At 70.5% G+C, this 12,306-nt stretch carries 11 protein-coding genes; 6 read left to right on the forward strand and 5 right to left on the reverse strand.

What is annotated here, in order from left to right; translation table 11 throughout:
- Window positions 1–52 precede the first annotated feature (52 nt).
- The 3 genes from IM777_RS02280 to IM777_RS02290 are packed head-to-tail and all read right to left on the reverse strand — an operon-like array spanning window position 53 to window position 3,230.
- A complete protein-coding gene (locus IM777_RS02280; RefSeq protein ID WP_071045158.1) occupies window positions 53–922 on the reverse strand; it encodes a carbohydrate ABC transporter permease in 870 nt (289 codons plus the stop codon).
- Between the two features lie 5 nt (window positions 923–927).
- A complete protein-coding gene (locus tag IM777_RS02285; protein WP_194384486.1) occupies window positions 928–1,941 on the reverse strand; it encodes a carbohydrate ABC transporter permease in 1,014 nt (337 codons plus the stop codon).
- A 2-nt stretch (window positions 1,942–1,943) separates the two neighbouring features.
- Window positions 1,944–3,230 (reverse strand): ABC transporter substrate-binding protein, encoded by a 1,287-nt coding sequence (locus IM777_RS02290; RefSeq protein WP_194384487.1) that lies wholly within the window; start codon window positions 3,228–3,230, stop codon window positions 1,944–1,946.
- Window positions 3,231–3,365: 135 nt separating this feature from the next.
- Between IM777_RS02290 and IM777_RS02295 the strand changes: the two genes are divergently transcribed.
- Entirely contained in the window at window positions 3,366–4,367 is a 1,002-nt protein-coding gene (locus IM777_RS02295; protein WP_194384488.1) for a LacI family DNA-binding transcriptional regulator, read from the forward strand.
- Window positions 4,368–4,388: 21 nt separating this feature from the next.
- On the opposite strand, the gene IM777_RS02300 is transcribed toward IM777_RS02295, so the two are convergent.
- The gene (locus IM777_RS02300) at window positions 4,389–4,994 is read right to left on the reverse strand and encodes a DnaJ family domain-containing protein (protein ID WP_194384489.1); all 606 of its coding nucleotides are present in this window, start codon (window positions 4,992–4,994) and stop codon (window positions 4,389–4,391) included.
- A 4-nt stretch (window positions 4,995–4,998) separates the two neighbouring features.
- Window positions 4,999–6,177, reverse strand: coding sequence for an ROK family transcriptional regulator (locus tag IM777_RS02305; protein ID WP_071045067.1), 1,179 nt, complete (start codon window positions 6,175–6,177; stop codon window positions 4,999–5,001).
- A gap of 106 nt (window positions 6,178–6,283) precedes the next feature.
- Here IM777_RS02305 and xylA point away from each other — a divergent pair, with 106 nt between their 5' ends.
- The 5 genes from xylA to IM777_RS02330 all read left to right on the forward strand — a co-directional run bounded on the left by xylA (window position 6,284) and on the right by IM777_RS02330 (window position 12,303).
- Window positions 6,284–7,474, forward strand: coding sequence for a xylose isomerase (xylA, locus tag IM777_RS02310; RefSeq protein WP_194384490.1), 1,191 nt, complete (start codon window positions 6,284–6,286; stop codon window positions 7,472–7,474).
- Window positions 7,475–7,743: 269 nt separating this feature from the next.
- Complete coding sequence (locus tag IM777_RS02315; RefSeq protein ID WP_194384491.1) at window positions 7,744–9,063, forward strand: xylulokinase; 1,320 nt, start codon at window positions 7,744–7,746, stop codon at window positions 9,061–9,063.
- 129 nt (window positions 9,064–9,192) lie between these two features.
- A complete protein-coding gene (locus tag IM777_RS02320; protein ID WP_194384492.1) occupies window positions 9,193–9,585 on the forward strand; it encodes a hypothetical protein in 393 nt (130 codons plus the stop codon).
- The gene (locus IM777_RS17385) at window positions 9,485–11,104 is read left to right on the forward strand and encodes a LuxR family transcriptional regulator (protein WP_272872943.1); all 1,620 of its coding nucleotides are present in this window, start codon (window positions 9,485–9,487) and stop codon (window positions 11,102–11,104) included. Before IM777_RS02320 ends, IM777_RS17385 begins: the two co-directional genes overlap by 101 nt.
- Window positions 11,105–11,220: 116 nt before the next feature.
- Window positions 11,221–12,303: a class I SAM-dependent methyltransferase gene (locus tag IM777_RS02330; RefSeq protein ID WP_194384493.1), complete on the forward strand. Its 1,083-nt coding sequence runs from the start codon at window positions 11,221–11,223 to the stop codon at window positions 12,301–12,303.
- Window positions 12,304–12,306 lie beyond the last annotated feature (3 nt).

Genomic DNA, 12,306 nt, shown 5'->3' on the forward strand with positions numbered 1-12,306 from the left:
GTCGGGTGAGAACACGATGACTTCTCTCTCGCGTCGGGCGCGGGGTCGGGGATCAGCCCTTGACGGCGCCGGTGAGGCCGCCGACGATGCGTCGTTCGAACAGGCTGAAGAACAGCAGCGCCGGCAGCATCGACAGCGAGGTGAACGCCAGCACGCGGGCCGTGTCGACGGAGTACTGCGACGAGAACGCCTGCACGCCGAGGGGGAGGGTGAAAGCCGCCTCATTGTTCAGGATGAACAGCGGCAGCAGGTAGGCGTTCCAGCTGTTGATGAAGGCCAGGATCCCGACGGTGATCACACCGGGAACCGACAGCGGCAGCACCATGCGCCAGAAGAACGACAGCCGGCCGCATCCGTCGATGTAGGCCGCCTCCTGGATCTCATCCGGAATCGCCCGGAGGAACGGCACGAGGATGATGATCGTCACCGGCAGGGCGAACGCGATCTGGGGGAGGATGACGCCCGGCAGGGTGTTCATCAGACCCAGGTTTCGCACCACGATGTACAGCGGCGTGATGGCCACGGTGATGGGGAACATCAGGCCCGCGGCGAACAGGGCGTAGAGGAATCCGCGGCCCCGGAAGCTGTAGCGCGCGATGACGTAGCTGGCCATGAGGCCGAGCCCGACGGCTCCGACCGTGGTGACCACGGCGACGATCGTGGAGTTGAGGACCTGGTTCCAGAACAGGCCGCTCGAGATCACGCTGAGGTAGTTCTCCAGCTGCCACGGCGAGGGGAAGCCGGCCGGGTCGACCGTGATCTGCGAGTTGGACCGGAAGCCGCCGATGATGATGTACGCGACGGGACCGAGCATGAGCGCGATCACGAGGAGCGCGATGAAGTACACGGAGGGCGGGCCCCACGGCAGCGAGGCGCGCGCGCTGCGGCCCCGGCGGCCGGGTACGCGCGTTGTGATGGCCATGGTGCTCACGCGGCACCCCTTTCCGTGATCGCGCCCGCGGTGTCCCGGCGCAGCACCCAGCGCTGATAGACCAGGGCGACGATCAGCGAGATGGCGAAGATGACGACGGCGACGGCGTTGCCGTATCCGAAGTTGCCGGCGTTCCGGCCGGTGGCGACCATGTAGATCGCCATCGTGTTGGTGCCCGCGACCGACGAGACGTACTGGCCCCAGATGATGTACACGAGATCGAACAGCTGCAGGGCTCCGATGATCGACAGGAAAGCCCAGATGCGCACGGTCGGCCCGAGCAGCGGGAGGGTGATGCGGCGCTGGATCTGCCAGTACGAGGCGCCGTCGATCGCCGCCGCCTCGTAGAGCTCCTCGGGGATGCTCTGCAGACCCGCGAGGAAGAGGATCACGGCGAAGCCGATGTACTTCCAGGTGAGGATGGCCATCAGCGTCCAGATCGCGATCTGCGGGTCGGCCAGCCAGTCCTGCGCGAGGAATCCGAGCCCGAGGTTCTCCAGAGCGGCGTTGGCGGCGCCGTTCGTGGCGAGCATGAGGCTGAACCCGGTGCCGACGACGACCTCCGCGATCACGTAGGGCACGAAGATGAGCACCCGGATGACGGACTGACCGCGCATCCGGCGATTGAGCAGCAGGGCCAGGAGGAAGGCGACCGGTCCCTGCAGGACGAGCGACATCACGACGATGAACGCGTTGTGCCCGAGCGCGGCCTGGAAATTCGGGTCGCTGAAGATCGTGACGTAGTTCTGCAGGCCCACGAAGTCGGTCGCGGGGCCGAAGCCCGACCAGCGGAAGAAGCCGTAGTACGCGGCCATCGCGACCGGCAGCAGCACGAACCCGGCGAAGAAGACCACCGCCGGGCCCGCCAGCAGCAGCACCTCGATGCGCCCGGCCCAGCTGAGGCCGCGGCGTCGCCCGCCCGCGCGTGGGGCCGACGGGGGCGGCGTGCTGCCGTCCCCGTCGGCCTGCGCGAGATCGGCCTCGACGGCGGACATCTCGCGAAGCGACATGATCAGCCCTGAGCGCCGGCGGTGTTGACGGTGTCGATGAACTGCTCGGGCGAGCTGTTGCCCGCCAGCATGTCGACGACCGCGACGTTCAGCGCGTTGCCGACGTTCTGACCGAGCACGGTGTCCAGCCACTGCGACACGAACGGCGCGCTGTTGTAGGCCTCCAGGATCTGCTGCAGGTACTCCTCCGTCACCGCTTCCTGCGCGACGGTGTTCACCGGCGGGGACTGATACGCCTCGTAGTACAGCTCCTGCTGCTCGGCACCGGCGATGAAATTGAGGAAGTCGGCGCACTCGTCCGGGGCCTGAGCCGAGCACGAGTAGCCGTCGACCCCGCCCATCATCGAGCCGGGCTCACCGTCGCCGCCCTCGATCTCGGGGAAGGGGAACCATGCCAGGTCGGGCAGGGGCTGCTCGTCCGGCGTGAGCGAGGCGATGACCCCGGGGTTCCAGGCGCCCATGAGCTCCATCGCCGCCTGCCGGTTGGCGATCAGACCTGCGGAGCTGCCGGCGGCCTGCTGCGCGGCGGTGGTGAGGAATCCCTCGTTGAAGGGGTCGATCGCGGCGAAGGACTCGAGGTCCTCGGCCGCGCGCAGCCAGCACTCGTCGCTGAAGTCCTTGCTGTCTCCTGTCGCCTCGATGACCTCGGGGCTGCACTCGCGGAGGGCGAAGAAGTAGTACCAGTGCGCGGCGGGCCAGGCGTCCTTGCCGCCGAGCGCGATCGGCGCGATGTCGGTCTGCTGCAGCTGCTCGACCGCGTCCTCGAGGTCGTCGATGGTCTCGGGCGTCGATTCGATGCCGGCCGCGGCGAAGGTATCCTCGCTGTACCAGAATCCTCCCGGCAGCACCGACAGCGGCATCGCCCAGACCGAGTCCTGGTAGGTCTCGGCGGCGAAGGATCCCTCCGGGATCTCCGCGCGGACCTCATCAGAGATGCGGTCGGTGAGATCCATCAGCTGGCCGGCGTTGACCATCGCGGTCATCTTGCCGCCGCCGCGCTGGAGGAAGAGGTCGGGCGGGTCGCCGGCGTTGAGGGCGGTCTGCAGCTTGCCGTCGAGGTCTTCGTTCTGCACCGCCTGGATCTCGATGGTGACGCCCGGGTTGGCCTCTTCGAAGGCCGCGGCCGCGTTCTCCCAGTACTCCTGACCGGGACCGGTCGTGGAGTTGTGCCACAGGGTGAGGGTGGTGGTGCCGTCGGCGGATCCGCCGTCGTCGCCGCTGCACGCCGCGAGCGTGACCGCTCCCAGGGCGAGTGCCGCGGTACCCGCGAGGACTCTCTTCGCGTTCATGTGATTCCTGTCTCTCTTCGTTGAGGGCGCCTCCGCCAGTGGGGGCGCGGGATGGGTGCGGGACCATGTTGTGACCGACGATAAAAAGTGTCAAACGTTTTCGAAATCATTTTCCATCTGGGTAAGCTCGCCCGTGTGAGCCGCCGTCCGACCATCCACGACGTCGCCCGCGAGGCGGGGGTGTCGGTGGCCACGGTGTCGAAGGCGATCAACGGTCGCTACGGCGTGAAGGCCGCCACCGCCGATCGGGTGCTCGAGGTCGTCCGCCGACTGGGATACGAGACGAGCCTCGTCGCCAGCAGCATGCGCGCGCGCACGACGGGCGTGATCGGCGTGCTCGTCGCCGACTTCGAGCCCTTCAGCGCTGAGGTGCTCAAGGGTGTCGGGGCGGCGCTCCGGGACGGTCCCTTCGACGTGCTCGCGTACAGCGGGGCGCGGCACGCCGGCGGCGAGGGATGGGAGCGGCGCTCACTCAGCCGGCTGAGCGGAACCCTCATCGACGGGGCGATCATCGTCACTCCCACGGTGACCAACATCTCCGCCGAGGTGCCGGTGGTCGCCATCGATCCGCACACCGGACCCGCCGATCTGCCGACGGTGGAATCCGACAGCTTCCGCGGCGCCCAGGAGGCGGTGCGGCACCTGGTGGAGCTCGGCCACCGGCGCATCGCGTTCGTCGCGGGACGCCCCGACCTCCGCTCGTCGATCGCACGCGATGCCGGCTACCGTCGCGCGCTCGCCGATGCGCAGCTGCCGTTCGATCCGTCGCTCGTCGGTGAGGGTAGCTACGAGGAGGACACGGTCCGGGGCGTCGCGGCGGCGCTGCTGCAGCGTCGCGACCGGCCGACGGCGATCTTCGCGGCCAACGACGTCTCGGCGATCGCCGTCACCGAGGTCGCCGCGGAACTCGGGCTCAGCATCCCGGGCGACCTCTCCGTGGTGGGGTTCGACGACATCCCCGACGCGTCGCAGCGCTCGCCCGCCCTCACGACCGTGCGGCAGCCCATGCAGCGGCTCGGCGGGGAGGCGGCGCGCCTCGTGCTGGCGCTCATGTCCGGGAGCGCGCCCGAGGCCACGCACCTGCGGCTTCCGACCCGCCTCGTGGCCCGCGCCACCACCGCTCCGCCGGCGCGCTGACCCCCGCCCGTCGAGCCGGCGTCAGCGGCGGCGCCACCAGCGGCGACGACGGGGCGGAGCGGATGCGGCGCGTGCGGATGCCTCCGCCCGAGCGGCGCGGCGCTCCCGCCAACGGCCCACCTCCGCGTCGACGTCGCGGAGCGCCGTGACCACCGGCGGCCCGCCGAGCAGCTGCATCCGGGCATGCCGCACGCGGCGGTTGAAGTCCTCGAGGTGCTCGCGCACATTCTGCTCCGACCCGATCGCGTCGAGGCGGTCCTCGAGCTCGAGGTCTTCGACGCGCAGCATGATCGCCGGCGGCCCGAGGCCGGTCAGCCGCTCCGACTCGATCTTGCGGCGGATCCACCAGTCCGGATCGTTCGGGCGTCCGAGGTCGAGCGGCTTGCCGGCGCCGGGGAGGTCGTCGAAGTCGCCGCGACGGATCGCCTGCTGGATGGCGACCTCGACGAAGGCCGCCCGATCCGAAGCCGTCGGCGTGGCAGCGCAAGTCTCCGGCGCGGACTCGGCTGTCTCCGGCGTGGACTCGGTGCTCTCGCTCTCGCGCTCGCGCTCGCCCGAGATCCCCTGCTCGCGCGCCCACTTCTGCGTGCGGTAGCGCGCGGCATTCTCACGGGGGTCTTCGCTCACGATGTCACCTCGTCGACGCGACCCCCGCGGGGTCGGCCAGGAGCGGGGCGAAGGCTGCCTCGGCGGCGCCGATCAACAGGCGATCCTCGGCAAGGGCCGCGGTGCGGATCTCGACGTCGTCGGCCGCGGCCGGCATGCACTGCGCGCGCATCGCCTCATCGAGCGCGGCCGGGTCGCTGTCGGCCAGCGTCGCGAGGAATCCGCCGAGGATCACCACCGAGGGGTTCAAGACGTTGACGGCGTTTCCGAGGGCGGTCGCGAGGATGCCGCGCTGGCGCGCGATCTCGTCGCGCACATCCACCTCGGACGAGGCGGCGAGGGCTGCGGCGAGGGTCGGGTCGTCGGCGGAGGGGAGGCGTGCCGCGGCGAGCAGTCGCGCCCGGCTCACCTCGTCTTCGAGCACGCCGTCGTCGGCGCGGCGATGGGTCGCCGAGGCGATGCCCGGGCGATTCTGGCCGAACTCGCCGGCGTAGCCCGAGGCGCCGCCGAGGGGCATCCCGGCCACGATCACTCCGCCGCCGATGCCCGAGGCGCCGCCGTTGAGGTAGACGAGGTGATCCACACCCACACCCGCGCCGAAGCGGTGCTCGGCGATCGCGCCGAGCGTGGCGTCGTTGTCCACGGCCGTGGGAAGACCCGTTGCCTCTTCGACCAGCGCGCGCAGCGGCACATCCCGCCAGCGCAGGTGCGGGGCGTGGCGCACCACCCCGTCGGAGGCGCGCACGAGACCCGGCGTCGCGACGCCCACCCCGACGAAGCGCGCGCCGGACAGGTCGCCGTCGCCCCAGCGGTCGAGGGCCTCGGCGAGCTGGTCGACCGTCGCATCGGGCGTGGGGAGGTCGAGCGCGTCGATGCGCTCGCGTGCGACGACGGTGCCGTCGAGGGCGACGGCGGCGAGGGTCAGGGCATCGACCTCGGGGTTGGCGGCGAGCACCATGACGTCGGGGCTCGCGGCGACGACGGGCGACGGGCGCCCGACCCGCTTCGTGGGGTCGGGAGCGCGTTCGACGACGAGTCCGAGGTCGACGAGCTCCGCGGCCAGGGCGGCCACGGTGGAGCGGTTCAGGCCCGTCGCGGTCGTCAGCTGGGAGCGGGACAGGGCGCGTTCACGGTGCACGAGCTCGAGGAACCGGGCGAGGTTGCCGCGGCGCATGTCCTCGACGGTCGACACGGCGCTCAGCATGTCGATGAGCCTAGCCGCCTCGACAGGCGCGCCAGACGTTGACCCGCGGGCACGGGTGATATACGTTGTGACACGCAACATTTACCTCACTCGACGTGGAGACGACATGCCCACCCCCACTCCTGCCGACAAGTTCACCTTCGGCCTCTGGACCATCGGCTACAACGGCACCGACCCCTTCGGCGGCCCGACTCGTGGCCCGCTCGACGTCGTGCACGCCGTGGAGAAGCTCGCTGAGCTCGGCGCCTACGGCATGACCTTCCACGACGACGACCTGTTCGCCTTCGGCTCCACCGATGCCGAGCGGCAGGCGCAGATCGACCGGCTGAAGGGCGCGCTGGAAGCGACCGGGCTGACCATCCCGATGGTCACCACCAACCTCTTCTCCGCTCCGGTGTTCAAGGACGGCGGCTTCACCTCCAACGACCGTCAGGTGCGTCGCTTCGCCCTGCGCAAGGTGCTGCGCAACCTGGACCTGGCCGCCGAGCTCGGCGCGAAGACCTTCGTCATGTGGGGCGGCCGCGAGGGCGCCGAGTACGACACCGCGAAGGATGTGCGCGCCGCGCTGGAGCGCTACCGCGAGGCCGTCAACCTCCTCGGCGACTACGTCACCGACAAGGGCTACGACATCCGCTTCGCGATCGAGCCCAAGCCCAATGAGCCGCGCGGCGACATCCTGCTGCCCACGGTCGGTCACGCGCTGGCCTTCATCGAGTCGCTCGAGCGGCCCGAGCTCGTCGGCCTGAACCCCGAGGTCGGCCACGAGCAGATGGCGGGTCTGAACTTCACCGCCGGCATCGCGCAGGCGCTGTACCACGGCAAGCTCTACCACATCGATCTCAACGGGCAGCGGGGCATCAAGTACGACCAGGACCTCGTCTTCGGTCACGGCGACCTGCACAACGCCTTCTCGCTCGTCGACCTGCTCGAGAACGGCGGCGTGAACGGGGGCCCGGCCTACGACGGGCCGCGCCACTTCGACTACAAGCCCAGCCGCACCGAGGACGAGACCGGCGTCTGGGACTCCGCGGCCGCGAACATGCGCACCTATCTGCTGCTGAAGGAGCGCGCCGCCGCCTTCCGCGCCGACCCCGAGGTGCAGGCCGCGCTCCAGGACGCGAAGGTCGCCGAGCTGTCGCAGCCCACGCTGAACGCGGGCGAGACCTACGACGACCTCCTCGCAGACCGCTCGGCCTACGAGGACTTCGACGCCTCGGCTTATCTCGACGGCAAGGGCTTCGGGTTCGTCCGGTTGCAGCAGCTGGCGACCGAGCACCTGATGGGCGCCCGCGGCTGACACCCCCAAGGGGTGTCCCTTCCCCAAGGGGCCCCCTTTCCCAGGGGGTGTCCCTTTCCCAGGGGGTGTCCCTTCCCCAGGGGGCCCTTCTCCCAAGGGGGTGCCCCTTCACCTCTGCACCCCGGGGTGTGTCCCAATTTCTGTCGCCAAGGCCTGCGAGAACAACAGAAATTGGGACATTGGATGGCGTTGGGACACAGGATGGCGGTGGGACACAGGATGGCGTTGGGCGTTGGTAGTGGGGCGATGAAGACGGAGATGGAGCAGCGATGGCGCTTGTGATGGGGGTCGACTCGTCGACACAGTCGTGCAAGGTCGTGGTGGTGGATGCCGACACCGGCGCCGTCGTGCGCGAGGGGCGAGCGGCCCACCCGGATGGCACGGAAGTGGATCCCGCCGCGTGGTGGGACGCCCTGCGAGAGGCGATCGTCGCCGCCGGCGGCATGGGCGACGTGGATGCATGGAGCATCGGTGGGCAGCAGCACGGCATGGTCGCCCTCGACGCCGAGGGCCGGGTCATCCGTGATGCGCTGCTGTGGAACGACACGCGTTCGGCGGATGCCGCCGAGGCGCTCATCGACGAGTTCGGCGCCGATTCGCTCGCCGAGCGCACGGGGCTCGTGCCGGTCGCATCGTTCACGATCACGAAGCTGCGGTGGCTGCGCGACGCCGAGCCGGACAATGCCGCCCGCGTCGCCGCCGTCGCGTTGCCGCACGACTGGCTCACGTGGCGCCTGCGCGGGTTCGGGCCCGCCGGGGAATCGGCGCGGGGCCCGGTGCTCGACGAGCTCGTGACCGACCGCTCGGATGCGTCCGGCACCGGGTACTGGAGCCCCGACGCGTGGGCGCCGGGCGTCGACGGCTACGACCGCGACCTGTTCGTCTCGGCCCTCGGCCACGACGCCGTGCTGCCTCGCGTGCTCGGTCCGGCCGAATGGGTCACCGACGAGGGCGGCCGCCGCGTCGCTCCGGGGGCCGGTGACAACGCCGGTGCCGCCCTCGGGGTGGGCGCGGCCACCGGGGATGTCGTCGTCTCGATCGGCACCTCCGGCACGGTCTTCGCCGTCAGCGCCTCGCGCACCGTCGACTCCTCGGGGACCGTCGCGGGCTTCGCCGACGCAGACGGCGGCTTCCTGCCGATCGTGGTGACCCTCAACGCCGCACGGGTTCTGGATGCGATCGCCCGGCTGCTCGGCGTCGATCACGCGGAGTTGAGCGACCTCGCTCTGGCCGCGGAGTCCGGCGCCGGCGGACTGACGCTGCTGCCGTACTTCGAGGGCGAGCGAACCCCGAACCTGCCGGACGCGACCGCATCCCTCACCGGCATGACCCTCGCCTCGACGACGCGGGAGAACCTCGCCCGGGCGGCGGTGGAGGGCATGCTCGCCGGCCTCGGCGCGGGACTCGACGCGTTGCGCGCCCTGGATGTTCCGCTCGAGCGGGCCCTCCTCATCGGTGGCGCGGCGCAGTCCCCCGCGGTGCAGGCGATCGCGCCCGGGATCCTGGGTCTGCCGGTGGAGGTGCCGCCGCCGGGGGAGTACGTAGCGCTCGGCGCTGCGCGCCAGGCTGCTCGCGTCGCGGAAGTCTGACCGGGCGGGCGTTCGGGCGCCACCCCTCCCGCGGCTGTCACCCCGCGGAGTGGATCGTGTAGGCGCCGTCGACGGGATACACGCATCACCCGATGCCGGGACGCATCCGGCGCTCCTACCGTCGGGACCATGGACCTCGCGATGATCTCGGGCACGGTGTCGACCGTGCTGTTCGCGTGTGCCCATCTGCCGATGGTGTTCAAGGCGATCCGCTCGCGCGATATGCGCTCCTACAGCGCCGCGTCCCTCGCGGTGGGCAACGTCGCGAACCTCGTCCATACGGTCTACGTGCTGAGTCTGCCCGTGGGACCGGTGTGGTTCCTGCACGGCTTCTATCTCGTGACGATGGGTCTGATGCTCGTGATGTGGATGCGGTTCGGCCGTTCGAGCGCGGACCGGCCGACGGCGGTACCATTCGGCCATGACGGACACGAGCGCCGTTCTCACCGACGCCCGTCAGGCGTTCGCGCGTCGCGAGTGGCGGCGCGCGCGCGACGCGTTCGCCGCCGCCCGCGCCGATGACGCCCTCGGCGCGGCGGATCTGCGTGCGCTCGCGTCGAGCCAGTGGTGGCTCGGTCAGTGCGAGGACTGCATCGATCTTCTCGACGAGACGTTTCGGAATCAGCGCGCCGCACAGGATGCCATCGGCGCGGCGCACACCGCGCTGACTCTCGCGCTGCTGCGCATCACCCGCGGCGAGGTGACAGTGGGAACGGCGTGGTCGCGGCGCGCGGCTCGGCTGCTGGAGGACGTGCCGCCGCGCATGGAGCACGCCTACCTGGCGTACCTCGATGCGAGTCTGGGCATGTACGACGACGGCGAGCCGTGGTCGACCGGCAGCGTGGCGAGGCTGGCCGCGCTCATCGATCTCGTCGGCGATGACGACGTCGCAGGCGTCTCGGCTCTCGCCGCTGTCGTGGCCGGGATGCATGACCTGCGTCGCGGTGATCCGGAGTCCGGGTTCGCTCACCTCGACGAGGCGATGCTGTCGGTCACGTCGGGGGAGATCGAGCCGGAGTGGGCCGGGGACATGCTGTGCACCACCATCCACACCTGTCACGAGCTCGCCGACTTCGGGCGCATGGCGGACTGGACGCGCGCGACGGAACGGTGGAGCGCCGACTACGGCGCCGATGCGGTGTACGCCGGGGTCTGCCGCGTGCACCGGCTCGAGCTCCAGTCGGCCGAAGGGGACTGGGCGGGCGCCGAGGACGCGCTCGAGCGCGCATGTGCGGTGCTCGAGCGCACGGATCCGTGGGTGGCGGGCGAGGGGTGGTACGCACTCGGTGAACTGCGTCGCCTGCGCGGCGACGGCGAGGGAGCCAGGCGCGCGTTCGCGCTGTCCCGCGCGGCGGGTATCGACCCCTCCCCCGGGGAGGCGCTGCTGGAGCTCAGCGAGGGCCGCGTCGAACCGGCATGGGCATCGCTGTCCGCGTCCCTCGCCGGCCGGGACCGGCTCGCGCGCACACGGCTCTTGCGCGCGGGTGTTCAGATCGCGCTGGCGCGTCGAGACGCATCCACTGCCGATGACCTGGCCGACGAGCTCGAGCGCACGGCGCGCGAATACGGCACGGAGGGATTCCGCGCATGGTCGGCGCATGCGCGCGGGATGGTTCTTCTCGCCCGGGGGCGCCCGACGGAGGCCCTGGCGTCACTCCACGAGGCGCTCCACCTGTTCCGGCGCCTGCGACTGCGGTGGGAACAGGCGCACGTGCTGACATGGATCGCCGATGTCCACGCAGCGACGGGCGATGTCGCGGGAGCGCAGGCCAGGGCGGATGCGGAAGCGATCGTCGCGGAGATCGGGGCCCGGCCGATCGCCTCCCTGCTCGCACCGGAGACGTCGGGGCCTCCCGCTCCGCTCACGGTGCGGGAGGCCGAGATCCTCGCACTCGCCGCGCGGGGAGCGGCCAATCGCGACATCGCCGGGGAGCTCTTCATCAGCGAGAAGACCGTGGGCCGGCACCTCGCGAACATCTACCTGAAACTCGGCGTGAGCTCGCGCACGGCCGCGGCCGCTTGGTGGCACGAGCATCGCTGACGCCGTGCCCGGGGATCATGCAGACGGGCGCGGAACTGCATGATTCTGCCGATGAGGGGTGGGTACCGACGCTTCTAGATTCGACGCATCAATGGTCTCGATGACAGGAGGACACCATGTCCACAGCGGTGAAGGATGAGCGCAGCGTCTCATCGGAGGTCGATGCGTTCGCGGAGAAGGTGATGGCGGCGGCCCTGGGGTGGGTCGACCTGATGGCGATCCACCTCGGTTCGCAAGCCGGGTGGTACGACGCTCTCGCGAAGGCGGGGCCGATGGATGCCGAGGAGCTCGCCGTGGGGACCGGGACGAGTCGCCGATATGCCCAGGAGTGGCTCGAGCAGCAGAGCGCGGCGGGCATCCTCGAGGTGGACGACCCGGCAGGACCTCGTGTGCGGCTCGCGCCGGGGGCCGCGGAAGTGCTCACCAATCGCGGGAGCTTGTCGTATCTCGAGCCGCTGGCTCGCATGCTCGCCGCCTCCGGTGCTCAGATGCCGCGGCTCGTCGAGGCCTACCGCTCGGGCTCCGGGGTGAGCTGGGAGGAGTTCGGCGACCATGCGCGTCAGTCGCAGGCCGATATGAACCGGCCCTGGTTCGACGCTCTGCCTGAGGTGATCCGCTCCGTCGATGGGCTGCACGCGCTGCTCTCGCGCCCCGGTGCCCGGGTCGCTGACATCGGATCAGGGGCGGGCTGGTCTTCGCTGGCGCTTGCGCGTTCCTACCCGGAGGCGACCTTCGACGGCTTCGACGTGGACGACGCGTCGGTCGAGATGGCACGAGAGAACGCTGCCGAGGCGGGGCTGGGCGATCGGGTTCGCTTTCAGAGGGCCGATGCCGCCGATCTGGCCGCTCACGGCCCGTTCGATGTCATCTTCGCCTTCGAATGCCTGCACGATATGCCGCACCCGGTCGACGTGCTGTCCGCCGCTCGTGAGGCCGTCGCCCCGGGCGGTGCGGTCGTCATCATGGACGAGGCGGCCGCGGAGACCTTCTCCCCCGAGGCCGGCGACCTCGAGCGCCTCCTCTACGGGTTCAGCCTGTTCGTGTGCCTTCCGGATGGACTGAGTCATCCCGGAAGCGCCGGCACGGGCACCGTGATGCGCCCCGACACCCTTCGCGGGTATGCACGCGCGGCTGGTTGGGACGATGTCGAGATCATCGTCCCCGAGTTCGGCCTCTGGCGCTTCTATGCCCTCGGGTGAGAG

This window comes from Microbacterium luteum (assembly GCF_015277875.1).
Classification (GTDB): Bacteria; Actinomycetota; Actinomycetes; order Actinomycetales; family Microbacteriaceae; genus Microbacterium; species Microbacterium luteum.